Origin of the sequence: Lentzea aerocolonigenes, from assembly GCF_000974445.1 — a bacterium.
GTDB lineage: Bacteria > Actinomycetota > Actinomycetes > Mycobacteriales > Pseudonocardiaceae > Lentzea > Lentzea aerocolonigenes.
On the sequence record NZ_BBOJ01000020.1, the window covers coordinates 24,492 to 41,894 of the forward strand.

Annotated in this window: 12 protein-coding genes; 5 read left to right on the plus strand and 7 right to left on the minus strand. The window is 69.9% G+C overall.

Features of this window, described 5'->3' with window-relative positions; all coding sequences use genetic code 11:
- Positions 1 to 157 precede the first annotated feature (157 nt).
- From AOM45_RS34245 to mraZ, 4 genes are all read right to left on the minus strand, one after another.
- The gene (locus AOM45_RS34245; protein ID WP_030471835.1) at positions 158 to 2,068 is read right to left on the minus strand and encodes a peptidoglycan D,D-transpeptidase FtsI family protein; all 1,911 of its coding nucleotides are present in this window, start codon (positions 2,066 to 2,068) and stop codon (positions 158 to 160) included.
- Positions 2,068 to 2,646 (minus strand): cell division protein FtsL, encoded by a 579-nt coding sequence (gene ftsL / locus AOM45_RS34250; RefSeq protein ID WP_051784405.1) that lies wholly within the window; start codon positions 2,644 to 2,646, stop codon positions 2,068 to 2,070. Before ftsL ends, AOM45_RS34245 begins: the two co-directional genes overlap by 1 nt.
- Positions 2,643 to 3,596 carry a 16S rRNA (cytosine(1402)-N(4))-methyltransferase RsmH gene (gene rsmH / locus AOM45_RS34255; RefSeq protein ID WP_030471833.1) on the minus strand — a complete coding sequence of 318 codons (954 nt, stop codon included), beginning with the start codon at positions 3,594 to 3,596 and terminating at the stop codon, positions 2,643 to 2,645. Before rsmH ends, ftsL begins: the two co-directional genes overlap by 4 nt.
- 167 nt (positions 3,597 to 3,763) lie before the next feature.
- On the minus strand, positions 3,764 to 4,195 hold the full coding sequence (gene mraZ / locus AOM45_RS34260) for a division/cell wall cluster transcriptional repressor MraZ (RefSeq protein WP_030471832.1): 432 nt from the start codon (positions 4,193 to 4,195) through the stop codon (positions 3,764 to 3,766).
- A gap of 406 nt (positions 4,196 to 4,601) precedes the next feature.
- On the opposite strand from mraZ, the gene AOM45_RS34265 reads away from it, so the two are divergent.
- Genes AOM45_RS34265 through AOM45_RS34275 form a run of 3 tightly spaced genes read left to right on the plus strand, consistent with a single transcriptional unit; the run spans position 4,602 to position 9,398 of the window.
- The gene (locus tag AOM45_RS34265) at positions 4,602 to 5,654 is read left to right on the plus strand and encodes an AAA family ATPase (RefSeq protein WP_372497488.1); all 1,053 of its coding nucleotides are present in this window, start codon (positions 4,602 to 4,604) and stop codon (positions 5,652 to 5,654) included.
- Positions 5,655 to 5,656: 2 nt separating this feature from the next.
- Complete coding sequence (locus tag AOM45_RS34270) at positions 5,657 to 6,922, plus strand: DUF58 domain-containing protein (protein ID WP_030471830.1); 1,266 nt, start codon at positions 5,657 to 5,659, stop codon at positions 6,920 to 6,922.
- A 1-nt stretch (position 6,923) separates the two neighbouring features.
- On the plus strand, positions 6,924 to 9,398 hold the full coding sequence (locus tag AOM45_RS34275) for a transglutaminase TgpA family protein (protein ID WP_051784404.1): 2,475 nt from the start codon (positions 6,924 to 6,926) through the stop codon (positions 9,396 to 9,398).
- Positions 9,399 to 9,612: 214 nt separating this feature from the next.
- On the opposite strand, the gene AOM45_RS34280 is transcribed toward AOM45_RS34275, so the two are convergent.
- Entirely contained in the window at positions 9,613 to 10,008 is a 396-nt protein-coding gene (locus tag AOM45_RS34280; protein ID WP_030471828.1) for an SCO2097 family morphological protein, read from the minus strand.
- 397 nt (positions 10,009 to 10,405) lie between these two features.
- Positions 10,406 to 13,555, minus strand: a complete 3,150-nt coding sequence (locus AOM45_RS34285; RefSeq protein ID WP_030471827.1) for a S8 family peptidase — start codon at positions 13,553 to 13,555, stop codon at positions 10,406 to 10,408.
- 264 nt (positions 13,556 to 13,819) lie between these two features.
- Between AOM45_RS34285 and AOM45_RS34290 the strand changes: the two genes are divergently transcribed.
- Positions 13,820 to 15,319 (plus strand): M48 family metalloprotease, encoded by a 1,500-nt coding sequence (locus AOM45_RS34290; RefSeq protein WP_030471826.1) that lies wholly within the window; start codon positions 13,820 to 13,822, stop codon positions 15,317 to 15,319.
- Positions 15,320 to 15,338: 19 nt separating this feature from the next.
- Entirely contained in the window at positions 15,339 to 16,433 is a 1,095-nt protein-coding gene (locus AOM45_RS34295) for a DUF4034 domain-containing protein (protein ID WP_051784403.1), read from the plus strand.
- 294 nt (positions 16,434 to 16,727) lie between these two features.
- Here AOM45_RS34295 and AOM45_RS34300 read toward each other — a convergent pair whose 3' ends face one another.
- Positions 16,728 to 17,387 carry a hypothetical protein gene (locus AOM45_RS34300; RefSeq protein WP_051784402.1) on the minus strand — a complete coding sequence of 220 codons (660 nt, stop codon included), beginning with the start codon at positions 17,385 to 17,387 and terminating at the stop codon, positions 16,728 to 16,730.
- Between the last annotated feature and the right edge of the window lie 16 nt (positions 17,388 to 17,403).

The following is a 17,403-nucleotide window of genomic DNA, read 5'->3' on the forward strand; positions in this document are numbered from 1 at the left end:
GACGTGATGAAATGCGTCTCATTACGAATGGATCATATGACGATTTTCACTGTTAACCAGAAGAACAGGGAATCGTCTCACAGTGCACGCCTGAGCGTGTCTCACATCACTTGCACGAAGGGGGCGCATCATAAAGAATGCGCCCCCGCGAAATGATCTACATCTGCAGCTGGACGAACGGCGTCTGCTCCGCCGACATCGGCACCTGGAACCGCTGGGTCAGGAACGTCGCGATGTCGTGGAACAGCGGCGCGGCCGAGGCGCTGAACTGGGTGCCGTGCGGCGCGTCGAGCATGATGCCGACGACGTAGCGCGGGTTGTCGGCCGGGAGGATGCCGGCGAACGTGATCCAGTACTGCGACTGCGAGTAGCACTTGCAGGTCGGGTCGATCTGCTGGGCCGTGCCGGTCTTGCCTGCGATCTGGTAGCCGGGCATGGCCGCCTTGGCACCGGTGCCGTTCTGGTTCGGGTCACGCGGGTCTGACTGCGTGACCGAGCGGAACATGTCGCGGACGGTCTTCGCGGTCTCCTTCGACACCACGCGCACGCCTTCCGGGCGCGGCTTCTCCGAGCGCGCGCCCTCCTCGCCGATCTCGGCGCGGATCAGGCGCGGCGGGATGCGCACGCCGTCGTTCGCGATGGCCTGGTACATGCCGGTCATCTGCAGCAGGGTCATCGAGAGGCCCTGGCCGATGGGCAGGTTGCCGAAGGTCGAGCCGGACCACTGGTTCAGCGGCGGCACGACGCCGGCCTCCTCGGCGGGGACGCCGGACTGGGTGCGGCGGCCGAGACCGAACTTCTGCAGCATCTCGGCGTAACGCTCCTTGCCGACCTCCTGGGCGGCGAGCAGCGTGCCGACGTTGGACGACTTGGCGAAGACACCGGTGAACGACATGGGGACCGTGTTGTGGGTCCACGCGTCCCTGATGACCCGGTCCGCGACCTTGAGCGAACCCGGCACCTGCAGCACGTCGTCCGGCTTGAACAGGCCGTACTCAACGGCCGCCGCGGCCGTGACGATCTTGTTGACCGAACCGGGCTCGAAGCTGGAGGAGACCGCGCCGTTGCGGAGCTGGTCCTCGTTCGCCTTGCCGAAGTCGGTCGGGTCGTACGTCTTGTCGTTGGCCATCGCGACGATCTCGCCGGTGCGGCTGTCCAGCACGACGGCCGACGCGTTCTTGGCACCCGACTTCTTGGCGTAGTCGGTGACCATCCTCTGCACGGCGTACTGCGTGTCGATGTCGATGGTGAGCTCGAGGCTCTTGCCGGGCTGCGGCTTCACCAGCTCGCGCTCGGTGTTCGGGATGATCAACGTGTCGTCGCCGGACATCGTGTCGACGACGCGGCGGCCCATGCGCCCGGCCAGCACGTTGTCCTGGGCGCTCTCCAGGCCGAGGATGCCCTGCACGGTCGGGGGCTTCTCGTCCTGGCGCCAGTTCGCCGCGCCGATGATGTTCGAGGCCAGGTCGCCGTTCGGGTAGATGCGCTTGGAGCGGTACTCCGAGCCGATCTCCGCCGGGTACTTCTCGACGATCTTGGCGGCCTTGGCCGGCTCGGCCTCGCTCACCAGGACCTCGTAGCTGATGTCCTTCACGAGCTGCTGGTAGACCGACTCCTCGTCGGTCTTCTCGCCGTTGACCTCAGGACCGAGGGTCGACGAGATGAACTTCGCGACCTCGCGCATGTGGTCGTCGTAGGACAGCGGGTACTTCTCCGGCTCCTTCGCGCGGGCCTCGTCCCACGTCTTGCGGGCGCGCTGCGGAAGGATGTAGAGCGCGCGCACCTCGATCGAGAACGCGAGCTGGTTGCCGTTGCGATCGAGGATCGAACCGCGCTCGGCGGGGATGTTCAGGCGCGTGGTGCGCTGCTTCTTGGCCTGGTCCGCGAGCTCGTCGGCCTGGATGCCCTGCACCTGCACGAGCTTCACGCCCGCGATCAGCAACGCGCCGATCAGCAGGATCCGGCCGACCGCGATGCGCACCCGGCTGTTGCCACCCGTGCGCGCGGCCGGGCGAGGGCCGCGCACCGACAACGGGCGGCGCGGCCCCCTCTGCTGCGGACCCGGCATCAGCCACCCGCCGGAGGGGTCTGGTTGCCGGCAGGCGGTGTCTGGCCTGCGGGCGGGACGGGCGACTCGGAGGACGGCGGTGGCGGAGGCGTCGACTTGGTCGGCGCGCTCGGCTTGCCGAACTCCTCGATCGAGCCGTCCGGGTTCTGCCGCAGGCGCGCCGGGTTCGTCGGCTCGACGAGGCCCATCTCGGTGGCCCTGCGCGCGAGGTCCGTCGGCGACTCGAGCAGCGCCACCTCACGGCGCAGCTGCTCCATCCGCAACGTCAGCTTCTCCGCCTCGGCCTTCGCCTCCTGCAGGCGGTAGGTGTCGGCGGCGGCCTGGGTCGAGAAGTACATGATCCCGGCGACGCCCGCGCCGAGCACGAGCATCACCAGCACGACGAACGGCGCCTTCGACACCGGCTTCTGCTGCGGCGCCGCGGCGGCACCCCGCAGGTTCTGGGCGCGCTGGGCCCGCCGGGCGTAGGCGCGTTCGGCACCGGCGGTCCGCCGCCGTGCCTTGTCCTGCTCCTCGGCCTTCTTCTTGGACCGGTCGCGGGGCGACGGCCCACCGACCCTCGCGGGTGCAGCCGTCATCTCGGTTCTCCGATCCGTTCCGCCGCCCGCAGCCGCACCGGCGCCGCACGCGGGTTGTCCTCGATTTCCTGCTCCGACGCGAGCTCCGCGCCCTTCGTGAGCAACTTGATCTCGGGCCCGTGACCCGGCAGCTCGACCGGCAGCCCCGGCGGCGTCTTCGACTTCGCCAGTTCCGCGAACGCCTGCTTCACCATCCGGTCCTCGAGGGACTGGTAGGACTCCACGACGATCCGTCCGCCCACACCCAGCACGCCCAACGCCGCGGGCAACGCCAGCCGCAACGACTCCAGCTCGCCGTTGACCTCGATCCGCAACGCCTGGAACGTGCGCTTGGCCGGATGCCCGCCCGTGCGGCGAGAAGCGGCGGGAACGACGTTGTAGAGCAGCTCGACGAGCCGCCCGGAGTTCGTGAACGGCTCCTTCTCGCGCTCCCTGAGCACCGCCGAAGCGATCTTGCCCGCGAACCGCTCCTCGCCGTAGGTGGAGAGGATCCGCGCGAGGTCGCCGTGCGAGTACGTGTTGAGCACGTCCGCCGCCGTCATGCCGGTGCCCTTGGACATCCGCATGTCGAGCGGAGCGTCCTTCGAGTACGCGAACCCGCGCTCCTCCTCGTCCAGCTGCAACGAGGACACGCCGAGGTCCATCAGCACGCCGTCCACGTGCGAGTAGCCGAGGTCCGCCACGGCTTCGTCGATGTGGTCGTAGGTGACGTTGACCAGGTGAACGCGATCACCGTGACGGGCCAGGCGCTTGCCGGCCATCTCGATGGCCTGGGGGTCGCGGTCGAGCCCGATGAGCGTGAGATCCGGGTGGGCGCTCAACAGCGCGTCGGAGTGGCCGCCCATCCCGAGCGTCGTGTCGACGACGACCGCGGGCTTGCCGTGCAGCGCTGGAGCGAAGAGTTCCAGGACGCGGTCCAGCAGCACCGGAACGTGCCGCGGCTGATCCATCGTCCCTCGACTCCCCTGATGCGCGTTTCGGGTGACGTCAGGTCCCCGCCCGCCCGTCGAACCTGGCGCCGGGGAAGGTGCGCCAGGGCCGATAGTCGAGCGGACCGAGGCCTCACGGCACCCGAATCGCGTGTGGAACATCCGGCCTGTTGCTCGGCTGACCGCCATCAGAAGACGCCCGGAATGACCTCCTCGCGAGCCGTGGCGTAGCCGTCCTCGTGCTCTTCGAGATAGGTCTGCCAGGCCGCCGCGTCCCAGATTTCCAACCTGGTGAACGCGCCGACGACCACGCACTCCTTGGTCAACCCGGCATACCGGCGCAGTTCCGGTGCGATCAGAACGCGGCCCTGACCGTCCGGACGCTGCTCGTCCGTACCTGCGAACAGATACCGCTGATAGGCGCGTACGGCGTCGTTCGTGAACGGCGCCTCGGCGACCTTCCTCGCCATCTGCTCGAACTCAGCCCGGGGGAACACGTACAGGCAGTGGTCCTGGCCTTTGGTGACCATGAGACCTCCCGCCAGTTCGTCCCGGAACTTCGCAGGCAGTGTCAGCCGACCTTTGTCGTCCAGGCGCGGGTAGTGAGTGCCGAGGAACATCGGCAGTCACCTCCCTTGCCGGGCGACGAGACCGGCAGTGGAGCCCCCGTCTGCCCCACCGGCCGCCACAGTACCCCACTTTTCACCACAGTCAACGTTGAAACAGGTGTTTACACACCAACCCGTGAACTGTTTTCCCAGGTAGATCGAGTGGGGAGGCGTGGGGGGACGGTGGGGAGCTTGGCCAGGCTCCACCTTCGCGGGTGAGGGTTGGGGACTGATTTGCCACTCGAACGGCCTAGAAATTTCGGCCAAAACGTGGGGTTGAGGCGCGGTGGTGGGGGAAGCTGGGAAGTGGTGGTGCGAACCCGATGTAGCCCGCAGGTGTAGGGCACTTAGCCGTGGTTTGACACACTGCGTGAAAGGCTCACACGTCCGTGTTCCGGACACGGCTGCTGGAGGTTTAGTGACACCGGGAAGCCCAAGCGCGAACAGCCACGCGCCGGTCGATCAGGTCCTGGGGGAGTTGCACGGCGCCGTCCAGCGGATCGCCGCCAACGTCGAACGGGTGCTCGTCGGCAAACCCGACGTGGTCCGTCTGGCCCTGGTCACGCTGCTCGCCGAGGGGCACCTGCTCGTGGAGGACGTGCCGGGAGTCGGCAAGACCTCACTGGCGAAAGCGCTTGCCCGTTCGATCGACTGCACCGTGAGTCGCGTGCAGTTCACGCCGGACCTGTTGCCCAGCGACATCACCGGCTCGTCCATCTACAACCGGCAGGAGAACGACTTCGAGTTCCGGCCGGGACCGATCTTCGCGAACATCGTGGTCGGCGACGAGATCAACCGCGCCTCCCCCAAGACGCAGTCCGCGCTCTTGGAGTGCATGGAGGAGCACCAGGTCACGGTCGACGCGAACACGTACCCGCTGGGTTCGCCGTTCATGGTGATCGCGACGCAGAACCCGATCGAGATGGAGGGCACCTACGCCCTCCCCGAGGCGCAGCGCGACAGGTTCACCGCGCGCGTGTCTGTCGGCTATCCCGACCCGGCGGCGGAGCTGGCGATGGTCGACGAGCACGCGGGCCACAACCCGCTCGACGATCTGCGGCCCGTCTCGGACGCGGCCCAGATCCTGCGGCTGATCGAGGCCGTGCGCCGGGTGCACCTCTCCCCCGAGGTGCGCCGGTACGCCGTCGAGCTGGTGTCGGCCACGCGTCGTCTGCCGGAGCTGCGGCTGGGTGCGTCGCCGAGGTCCACGCTCCACCTCGTGCGGGCCGCACGGGCGCAGGCCGCGCTCGCGGGCCGCGACTTCGTGGTGCCGGACGACATCCACGCGATCGCGATCCCGGTGCTCGCGCACCGGCTCGTGATGACCGCGGAGGCGCAGGCAGCTCGCCGGTCCCCCGCCGAGCTGATCAGGGCGCTGCTGCAGCGGGTGCCGGTGCCCACGGCGGCACTCGACCCGAGTGCCGCGTTCGTACGGAGCATGAACAACAACAACGCAGGGACGCCACGCTAACGATGCGAACCGCACTCTCCGGTTTGACCACACGCGGAAGATGCTTGCTCGCCGCGGGGTTCGCCGCAGGAGTGTGCGCCGCGGTGCTGAACGAGCGAGACCTGCTCCGGGTCGCGGCCTTCGTCATCGCGTTGCCCCTGCTGGCCGCGTGGCTCGCGACGAGGGCTCGGGTCGGCCTGCGCGCCGCCCGGTACCTCGCGCCGAGCCGCGTGCCGGTCGGGGCCGCGTCCGAGGTGAAGCTCGACCTGCGCAGCACCGGCAGGTTGCCCACGGGCGGGCTGATGCTGGAGGACACAGTTCCGTACGCACTGGGCGCACGGCCGCGGTTCCTGGTGGAGCGGTTGCCCCGCAACACGCCCACGACGTTGCGCTACCCGCTCAAGCCGGTGATGCGCGGCATCCAGCAGGTCGGCCCGCTCATGGCGCGGATCACCGACCCGTTCGGGCTCGCGGAGTTCGACCGCGAGCTCGCCGGCCGGTCTCGGCTGGTCGTGGTGCCGCGGGTCGTGCGGCTGGCGGGTCTGCCCGGCGGTTCCGGCATGGGCGCGGGCGACGACGGCTCGGTGCGGTTGCGGGCCGGCCAGGGCGAGGACGACGCGGTGGTGCGCCCGTACCGCCAGGGCGACGACCTGCGGAAGGTGCACTGGCGGTCCACGGCGCGGCGCGACGAGCTGATGGTGCGCGTCGAGGAACGCCCGTGGCGCGGGGGCACGACGGTGCTGCTGGACCACCGGGTGCACGCGCACCGTGGCAGCGGACCGACGGCGTCGCTCGAATGGGCGATCTCGTTCGTGGCGTCGATCTGCCTGCACCTGCACCACTTCGGGCACCAGGTGCGCCTGGTCTCCGAGGACGGGCGGGTGCTCGCGGGCGGGTCGTCCGACGGCGGGCACAGCGACCACGTGGTGCTGGACTCGCTGGCGGCGCTGCAGGGCTCGCACCGGCGTGAGCTCAGCGGCGGCACCGACCCCGGTGCCGGCCAGGAGGTCATCGCGGTGCTGGGTGGCGTGTCGCCGGCATCGGTCGAGGAGCTGATCCGGTACCGGCCGCGCGGCACGCGCAGCCTGGCCGTGCTGCTCGACGTGAACGCGTGGGCCGGTGGGTCCGACGCCTCGGCGCCGGATCCCGAGGACGCGCGGAGGCTGCTGGTGGGCGCAGGCTGGGGCGTGGCGATCGCACGGCCGTCGGCGTCGATGCAGCAGGTGTGGCAGGAGTTGTGCGCCTCGGCAGGCAACCGGGGACCGTCGGTTCGCTCGGAGGTGGGCTGAGATGGGGTCCCGTTCCGCTCCGTCGAGGAGCACCGAGCCCGAGTGGTTCACCTCGGCGACGCCGTGGATCGCGGCGCTGGCCGTGCTGTGCGCGTCGACCGCGCTCTCCGGCGTGATCGAGGGCGACCTGTGGCTCGTGCGCATCGGCGTGGTGATCGTCGCGATCACCGTGACCGGCGCGTTCCTGCGGGCGACCAGGCTGACCCCGCCGCTCGTCGCCGTCGCCCAGGTCTTCGTGCTGTTGTGCCTGCTCACGGCGTTGCACACGCGGTCGGGCATCTTCCTGTTCATCCCCGGCCCCGACGCGTTGGGCGAGCTCGGCGACGTGCTCGCGGAGTCCGTCGCGCAGGTGCAGACCGGGGTCCCGCCGGTGCACGCGACGCCGGCGATCCAGGCGCTCGTGGTGCTGGCGATCGGACTGGTCGCGGTGCTGGTGGACACGCTGGCCGTGGCGGCGGCGGCCCCGGCGGCGTCCGGGCTCGTGCTGCTGTGCGTGTTCGCGGTGCCCGCGTCGCTGGCCGACGAGATGCTGCCGTTCTGGACGTTCATCCTGGGCGCCGCGGCGTTCGCGCTGCTGCTCGCCGTCGACGGGCAGCACCGGCACGAGGCGTGGCGGGGCAGGCTCGGGTCGGGGTCGGCGAGCGGGTCCGGCGGTTCCGCGACCACGGTGGCGAGCATCGCGATGGTGATCGCGTTGATCGTCGGTGCGGGCTTCACGATCGTCGGCACGGTCGGCAGGCTGCCGGGCGGTGGCTCGGGTGGCGGCGGCAAGGGCGGCATCGGCCTGAGCGAGATGACGTCGTTGCGCGGCATGCTCAACCGCGGCAGGACGGCCGAGGTCTTCTACGTCCGCGGCCTGCCGGAGCAGACGTACATGCGGGCGTCCACGCTGGCCAGGTACGTGCCGAACAAGGGCTGGGAACGCGGCAGCGACCCCGGTGGCCAGCCCGCGCGTGGCGAGCTGCCGTTGCAGCCGGGTGACCGCGGCGAGGGCAAGACCACGCGGATCAACATCGAGCCGCGCGACTGGAAGAGCTTCTGGCTGCCGACCTACGGCTCCGTGCGCCGCATCGAGACCCCGGACGACGACTACCGCTTCGACACGAAGAAGGGCGTGATCTTCACGCAGCGGGAGCGCGAGCCGGAGCCCTACGAGCTCGACACGGTGCTGTCGACGCCGACCAAGCAGGCGCTGCGGATGGCCTCCGGGCCGAAGAACCTGGTCGACCAGGAGTACTACAAGTACGAAGGCGTCGAGCAGGAGGTGATCGACCTCTCGAACAAGATCGTGGAGGGCGCCACCAACGACTTCGACAAGGCCGCCAAGCTCAGCGAGTTCTTCAACTCGCCCCTCAGCGACTTCAAGTACGACCTCAAGACCCAGGGCGACGTCACCAAGGACGCGCTGACCGACTTCGTGACGAAGGGCAAGATCGGCTACTGCGAGCAGTTCGCCTCCGCGATGGCCGTGATGGCCCGCGTGGTGGGCCTGCCGTCGCGCGTGGCGATCGGCTTCACCGCGGGCGTCGCGTCCGCCGACAACTCCTACCGCGTGATCAGCACGGACGACGCGCACGCGTGGGTCGAGATCTTCTTCCCGAACCACGGCTGGATGACCTTCGACCCGACCCCGATCTCCGACGGCCGCGGCGTCGTGCCGCCGTACCTGCGCGACACCCCGCAGGGCGGCGACGAGGTGCCGACCGCGGAGACGAAGACCGAGACGGTGACGTCGTCCGCGAACGGCTCGACCCAGGCGTCCGCGTCGCCCGACGGCACGGACCAGGGCCAGGCGCTGCCGGACGCGGGAAGCACCGGGCCGCAGCCGTGGCACCTGTGGGCGCTGGGCGTGGTGCTGGTGCTGGCGTTCCTCGTGACGCTGTTCCTGGTGCTCGGGCTGCTCGGCGTGATCAGTGCGGGCCTGATCGGCGTCTCGTGGGCACGCAAGCTGCTGATACCGGCCGCGGCCGGGTTGTGGCTCATCGGCGTCGGCCTGGCCGCGGCGTTGCTCTCCTGGTGGCTCGCGATCGTGCTGGTGGTGGCGGGAGTCGTCCTGACGCCTCTGCTCGTGCGGGGCGTTCGCAGGCACAACCGCCTGCACACGGTGGCGGCCCTCGGTCCTGGCGCGTCCTCGGCGGCCTGGAGCGAGCTCATGGCGGAGTCGATCGACCGCGGCGCTCCCGTGCCCGCGGCCGAGACGATCAGGGCGGCCGCTCGCCGGTTGGCGCGTGAGCACAACCTGGACGACGCGGGCAAGGACGGCCTGCGCGTGGTCGTCGGGGCGATCGAGCGGTCCTGGTACAGCGCGAACCCGGCCGCAGACCCGTCGCTGCCCGGTGCACTGGCGGCAGTGCGACAGTCGTTGCGACAGAACGCTCCGCTGTCGCTGCGGGCGAGGATGTTCCCGAAGTCGGTGCTCAAGCCGACGCCCGCACCGGTGGCCGAGACGCAGGAACGCGAGCCGGTACCGGTGTAACCGATCCTGAAGCGAAGGGCCCGCTCCCTCTTGGGGGCGGGCCCTTCGCTTGGTCGCCCGACGCTGCCTGATGGGCTAGCCGCCGCGCGGCAGCACGCTCCGCTCCGCTGTCGCTGCAGGCGAGCGAGTTCCCGAAGTCGGTGCCGAAGCCCACGCAAAGCGATGGGCCCGCTCCCTCTCGGGGGCGGGCCCATCGCTTGGTCGTCTGAAGGTCTTACTGCTCCTCGTCAAAGCGACGACGGAAGCGCTCCTCCATCCGTTCGGAGAACGAGCTGCGGCTGCGCGTCGGCTTGCCGTCCTCCTGCGCGCCCTCGGCCACCTGGTCACCACGACGCAGTGTCGTCAGGGTGATGAGCACACCGAAGAACATGAGCAGGAAGCCGAAGACGCTCACCACGGGAATGCTGGCGATCGCGAGCTGCGGCAGCATCACGCCGGTGATGAGCGCGGCCACGCCGACCACGAACAACACGATGCCTTGCACGCGGCGCCGCTTGGACGGCCGTCGCAGCTTGGCGCCTCGTACGGTGGATGCGAACTTCGGGTCTTCGGCGTAGAGCGCGCGCTCGATCTGGTCGAGCAGTCGCTGCTCGTGCTCGGAGAGTGGCATCGTTCCTCCTCCGGCACAGCGGTCGCGGGCGCCGGGTGTTCTCGGTTTCCGCCGAACCCGGCGGACGGCCCACCCTGGGGACGTCACCCTCCAGGATACGATCCGCGCGCCCCGGCGACTACCCAGTGGGCCTTCTCATACGGTCGGTTCTGTCACCATCATCCTCCTGGGGCAGTGGTGAGGCCGTCGTGAGGCCTCCACACGGCCCTTGTGGGCGCGTGTTCACGCCTGGTCCGGCCAGGTGATTCCTCTCCGGCACGGCGCGGCGTCCCGATCAACGACCGCGGCGGCACCCCTTCGGCGGGGTGCGACAGAGCGTGACATCCACGCGCCGGACGTCTCAGTTCGATCGTGAGGAGGACGCGAGGGCGGACCGGAGCCCGCCCTCGCATCCCGATCAACCCGCGATCTTGTAGGCGCGGATGATCGTCACCTCACCAGTGTTGCCCGCCGCGTCCGTGGTCTTGGCGCGCAGCGAGGCGAACTTCGCGCCTTTCGGGTGCGGCACGATCGCGTTGCCGCCGGCCACCCGCACCTGCTTCCACGTGGCGCCGTCGTCGAACGACACCTCGACGGTCGTGCGCCTGACCTTCGGCGTGTTCTGCGCCTGCTCGACCTTCAGCGGGACGACCAGCACACGGCCGTGCGCGGTGTCCTTGTCGTCGAGCCTGGGCAGGAAGCGGACGACAGTGAGCGGCAGGTGCGTGATGTCGGTGGTGTGCTTGGCTTTGAACGTCCAGGCACCGCTCACCTTCGTCGACAGCTCCGCCGTCCGGCTGTGCTCCATCTCGGCCCGGTACGAGCCCTCCGCCGCGGGGACGTCGAAGATCACGCTCGGCCGGTCCGACTCACCGACCTTGGTGCCGTTGTAGGACAACGAGGTCTTCACCGTTCCGCCGAAGGCCCTGCCCTCACCGCCGTTGGCGTCGGTGAAGAGCGGGACCCTGACCGCGATCTGGTCCTCCAGCCGTGCGAGGCCGAAATTGGGCGCGGCCGGCACCGACGGACCCATGACCGCGGTGCCGAACGTCTGCGAGTACTTCTTGCCCGCCTTGAAGGAACGGGCCGCGGTCTCCATCAGGTACTCGGTGTTGTTGTCCGCTCCGACGCGTTCGTAGAGCCAGCTCCACCTGCCGGTCGCGGTGCTGACGAGGTCGATGCCTCGCCCGCCCTCTGGGATCGGGGTGAACCAGGCGAGACCACCGCTGCCGTCGTCCGGGTTCGGCATCGCGGCGGCGGAGTGCTTGACGCCCTCGCCGGCGGAGCGGAAACCAGTCGTCATCTCCGCGAGCTCGCTCGCCTTGGCCGTGCGCTCGAAGCCGGTCGGCATGCCCTTCTGCGAGTACATCAGGCGATAGCTGACGGGTGTCTTCTCATCCCGTGGCGTGCCCTGGAACTGCTCGGCGACGGTGGTCGCGAAGTCCTGCGGTGCCGACCCGATCTGGGCGGTGGAGACGCGGCCCGCCAGCCCGTCGAAGAACGCCCAGCCGTGGCCGAACGCACTGCCCGCCACCTGCGCGGTGAACACGACAGTGCCGATGATCCCCTTGGCCGCGGCGTCCGGGGTCTTGAGCGCGACCGGCTTGGCGGTGCGCGCGTCGATCGTCGTGGAGGCCTTGCCGGTCACCTGGAACCTCGGCTGCACCATGAACGCGACCTTGAAGTCCGGGGTGATGACGCTGCTGTCCACGAGGTACTCGCCCTTGGGCAGCCGGATGTTCTTGGCCGTTCCCTGATACGCCTTGCCCGTCCTGGTGTTGACGAAGATCGTGTCGTGGTTGTCCGCCGGGTTGCCGTCGGCGCCGATCACCGAGACTCCGACGTCGTAGCTCTCGACCTCGCGGTTGACGCTGACGAGGGTGCGCAGGCCGTTCGACGCGACGATCGCGCCGCTGTAGGCGCCGTCGGGCGCGTTCACCTTGGTGTCGACCGTGATCGTCGCGGTGGCCTCGCCACCGGCCGGAACCGTGATCTTCGCCGGGGACACCGTGACCAGACCGGCGGGCGAGGGCTTGCCGTCCGGTCCCTTGACGTCCGCGGTCAGGTCGAGCGTCAGGGGGTCCTTGCCGCCGTTGCGGTAGGTGACCTCGCGGACGACCTTCTGGTCGTCGTCGTGGGGCCACTGCTGCACGCCGAAGTTGATGTTGCTGGGCTCCGAGACCACCTGCTGCGCCAGCATCTTCGGCACGTCCACGCGACCGGTGCCCTGGTCGAACGGCGTCAGCGCCGGGTTCGCCTTCGCCGACGCCATCACGGTCGCCTTGAGCCGCTCACCGGTCCAGTCCGGGTGCTGCTGCTTGAGCAGCGCGACGACACCCGCGACGTGCGGCGTCGCCATCGACGTGCCGGACATGGCGACGTGCCCCTGCGTACCGGCCTCGGCCGCCACGATGTCGACACCGGGCGCGGTGACGTCCGGTTTGACCGCGCCGTCCGCGGCCGGGCCGCGGCTGGAGAACGGTGCGATGGCGTCGTTGCGGTCTATCGCACCGACGGTCAGCGCGGACTCGGCGCTGCCGGGCGACCCGATCGTCTCCGGGCGGCCCGAGTTGCCGGCCGCGATCACGAACAGCGCACCGGTCTCGCGCGAGATCCGGTTGACCGCCTCCTCGAGCGGGTCGATGTCCGCGGAGTCGCCGCCGCCCAGGCTCATGTTGATGACCTGCGCACCCTGCTCGGCGGCCCACTGCATTCCGCCGAGGATCGCCGACTCGGTGCACCCGCCCGGACGGCAGACCTTGGCGTCGAGAATCCCGGCGTCCGGCGCGACGCCGCGGTACTTCTCACCCTTGCTGGCGATCGTCGACGCGACGTGCGTGCCGTGCCCGACCTCGTCGGTGGTGTCCGGCGAGTCGGTGAAGTTCTTCTCGGCGATCTGCTTGCCCTGCAGGTCCGGGTGCTTCTCGTCGACACCGGTGTCGACCACCGCGACCTTCACGCCCTTGCCCGTGACGCCCGCCTGCCACGCCTGCGGCGCACCGATCTGCTTGGTGCTGCGGTCGAGCGTCACCTTGCGGACGCCGTCGAGCCACACCTTCTCGACCGCGCCACCGCGCAGCGACTCCCAGGCGCTGCCCGACTTCGCGACCGCGCCGGTCACCAGGCCGGCCACGGATCCCTTGGCGTCGAGCGCGGTGATGCCCGATCGTGCGCCCGCCGCCGGCCGCACGATCACAGGCACGGTGCCGCGCCGCGCGTCGTCGTAGCCGAACTCGGCCAGCGACGTCACGTCGAACAACCGCGGGTCGAGTTTTCCGTTGCCCACCAACGGCAACGCGTCCGCCGGAACCACGTGCTGATGCCCGTCGCGCGTGAACGTGCGCACGGGGAGCTTCTCCCTGCCCGGTCCCGGCACGTACCGCACGACGCGGTTGCCCGCCAGCTGCACCCGGTCGCCGGTGATCAGCGTGACGCTGTGGTCGCGCTCTCCCGACGCCGGCGCCTCCGCGTGCGCGACCGCCGTCGTCCCCGTTGCCGCGGTGACGAGGCCTGCCGACAGTGCGAGCGCGGTGAGCCCCCGACGGGCACCTCGCTGTCCTGTTCTCACGGGTTACCTCCACTGCTCGATGAGGTGTTTCCTCAGTGACCGTAGGGACACCGAGCGTCACCTCACCTCCGTCTGAAGGTCGGTGGTCCCGACACTGATGTCATCCCGCAGAGGTACGAGGACTGGCCGATCGACTGGTTGACACCCCCGCGGCGCATTCGCGCCCGGCGTCTTTCGGGATTGAGTCGTGACCGTCCATCGTGCACACTGCGTGCTGCTGCCGTCTGCGCGGCACTGGGGGCTTGGGGGAAGGTCGCTTTACTCATGCGTGTTTCATTTCGTGCTGCCATCGCGGTCGCACTGCTGGTCGGTTTCTACGTGCTCGCCTTCGGGTTGATCGGCGGGCTGCTCGCACTGGAGACCTACGCCCTGGTCAACCGGCCGTTCGTGGGCCTGAAGCTGGCGCTGTTCGTCGTGCCGGTGGTGTTCGCGCTGGCCAAGGGCCTGGTGTCGCTGGACCGCCGCGCGCAGGAGGAGGTGCCCGGCACCCTCGTCACGCCCGCGGAGCAACCGGCGCTGTGGGACCTCGTCCGCCGCCTGGCCGCGGACGTCGGCACCCGCCCGCCGGACGAGATCCGGATCCTCGCCGCGGTGAACGCCGGTGTCGCCGAGGACACCCGATTCCTGGGCCTGCGCGTGATGAAGCGCAGGATGTTCATCGGTGCTCCCCTGCTCACCTCCTTGACCGAGAAGCAACTCATCGCCGTGCTCGCGCACGAGCTGGGGCACTACGCCAACAAGGACACCCGCCTCGCCGGCGTCGTGGTCTCCGGCCGCGACGCGATGCTGCGCGCCGGCTCCCACATGGACGTCGAGCACTGGTTCCAGCGCATGATCGCGAAGCTGTTCCGCGGCTACGCCAAGCTCTACCTCCGCGTCTCACAGGCGATCAGCAGGCGCCAGGAGTTCGCCGCCGACCGCTTCTCGGCCTCCCTCGCCGGCTCGTCCGCCGCCGCGTCCGCACTGCGCGAACTGCCGGTGATCGACGCCGCGTGGGACCTCTTCACCAACCGCCACCTCACCGTCGCGTGGGAGCTCGGCTACCTCCCCACGACGTTCTTCGACGGCTTCGCCCGCCTGCGCACCGCACCGGAGCTCCACGAGAAACTCGAGGAGATCCGCCAGAACCCGTCCGACCCCGACCGCGGCCCGTACGACTCCCACCCGCCGCTGCAGGACCGCATCATCGCCATCGAGGCCATGGCCCTGGAACCCGAGTCGGGCTGGGGCGACCGCCCCGCACTGGAACTGCTGGCCGACCCGATGCCGTTGCTCGACGCCGCGGTGCTGAACTCGCTGGTGTCCGACGCGGCCGCGAAGGAACGCGTCGACTGGGCCACCCTCGGCCACATCGGCGCCCGAGCCCGCGTGGTGCACGGCACCGAACGTCTCCTGCAGACCTCAGCCGCCGCGATGAACCAGCCGCCCTCCCTCACCACGGTCCTCGACGCCCTGGACGCGGGCCGCCTGGCCGACCTCGGCTCGTTCGAACCGGGCAACCGCGCCGCCGGCGCCCGAGCCCGCCGCGAAATGGCCCGGGGCGAAGTCCTGCCCGAGCTCTCCGCGTTGGTGGCACTGGCCTTCTCCGACGCGGGCCTCGCCCACTGGGAGCTCGACTGGCTGGGACGAACCACGTTCGTCACCTCCTCTCACGACTTCGACATGGCCGAACACCTGGACGCCGCCGTGTCCGGCAGCACCGAGGCCCTGCGCGACGCGCTGGCCGCAGCCGGCGTGGCCCCCGACTACCGCCCCGCGCGCTGAAAGCTCCTGGAGAAACCCCGTGGTCCTCTCACTCCTGTTCAAGCCGAAAGAACTCATCACCGTCGTCCGCCTGATGCGCGAGGCCAAGCGCCTGGGCGTCGAGATCGAAGACCTCCCCACCGACGTGGTCGCCGCCCACGTCCTGCCGAAGACCCACCCGGAGCGCTACGGCCTGGTCCCCGACGCCGAGGTGACGTCCACCTCCCCGATCGAGGACCTGGCCCTGTCGGCCGTGAAGGACGACGTCCGAGCCGGCAACTGGGAGAACGCCGCCGACCTGGTGACCACCACGCTCGGCGACTGGGACCGCCGCCAGCGAGTGGTGTGGGCCCTCGCCGACCTGGCCGCCAAGGACGACACGTGGATGGCCGCCTGGCAAGCCGCCCGCCCAGGCGACCCGCACTGGCTGGTGGTGCACGCGATGTCGCTCGTGTCCCTGGCCTGGGACATCCGCGGCAGCGCGAGCGCCTCCGAAACCACCCGCGAACAGTTCGAGGGCTTCCACCGCGTCCTGTTCGAGGCCCGCGAGGCCGCAACGGTGGCCGCCTCCGTCCTGCCCGACGACCCGACGCCGTTGAACACCTTGCTCACCCTCGCCCGCGGGCTGCAGGTGGAGCACGAGGAGTTCCGCGCGATCTGGTCCGAGCTGATGGCGCGCGACCCGTTGCACCACAACGGACACATGCAGGCCCTGCAGTACTGGTGCCGCAAGTGGCACGGCTCCGACGAGCTGGCACTGGAGTTCGCTCTGGAGGCGGCGGCCAAGTCGCCGAAGTTGCTGGCGCTGCCGTTGCAGGCCGCCTACGAGAGCACCGGCTCCGATGCCTGGAAGTTGCCCGCTGTTGTGGCTTCCCTGGATGCGTTGCTGTCTCGGCTGGCCGATGAGGGGGCCGACACGTATGCGCTGCGGAACGACCGGGGGTATGCGGCTTTCGGGTTGATCCAGTTGGAGCGGTTCGAGGAAGCGGTGGGGCAGTTCCGGGCTTTGGGGGCGTTGGCTGATGCCGGGCCTTGGAACTACTTCGAGGAGCCTCGGATCACCTTCTTGAGCATGCGGGGGATCGCGGTCAAGGCTGCGGCCAAGGGGAAAGGGGTCAAGGCTTCGGCTCGGTAGGGCTGGGGGTGGCTCCTTTCGGGTTGGGTGGCGCTCGTGGGCGGCGGTGCCGCGGGCAGTGGCACCGCGGACGGTCACGCCTCGGGCAGTGGTGCCGCGGGCAGTGGTGCCGCAGGCAGCAGTGCCCGCGGACGGCGGCACTGCGAGCAGTGGTACCGCAGGCAGCAGTGCCGCGGACGGTGGCGCCGCGGGCTCGCGAGCGGTGTTAGCGCGGGCTGGCGAGTCGTGGGCGATTGCCGCTCGCGACGGGCTCAAGCACGGGCGGCGGCCCGCAGAGGTGTCTGACGGCGGGGACTAGCTGGTTGGCAGCGGGACTCTGGTCGGTGGGACTGTTGGGTGGCGGCGTTCCATCACCGCCAGTTCCAGTTGGCGGGCTGGGGATTCGCCCAGCAGTTTGCGGGCCAGGGTGGTGCCCTTGCGCGGGGCCATGGCCAGTTCGGCTCGCAGGGTTTGTACGCCTACGTAGTGGGTCGCTTCTTCGAGGATGGCCTTCGTGTCGGCTATTGAGCGGGTGCGGCGGATGGCGTCGATCGCCGCTCGTTCCAGTGGGGCCACGTGGAAGCCTCTGCGGATTGCCGGTTTGGGGAGGCGGTCTGTTCGTTCCAGGCGCAGGGTGGCGTGGCCCCAGGCTCTCGAGTGGCGTGGGGCCAGGACGTGGATCGCGTCTGCCGTGGGGAGGACGGATCTCATGCCGTGCAGGTAGAGGGCGTCGAAGGCGGTGAGCATCGAGCGCTCGCCCGCGTACAGGAGAGCCGCCTGGACCAGTTGCTCGCGGGACGGGCCTGCCCTGGACAGCAGGAAGATGCCTGGGAACAGGCGTTGCCAGGGGCCGCCTGGGCGGGCGCGCTGGTCGATCAGGGACGGGGACAGTCCTATGTGGATCAGGGCTGCGACTGGGGCTACTCGGTGGACGAAGAGGGTACCCAGGGCTTCCAGGTCGATGGGGTGGCGCATGGGTTCATGGTGCGCG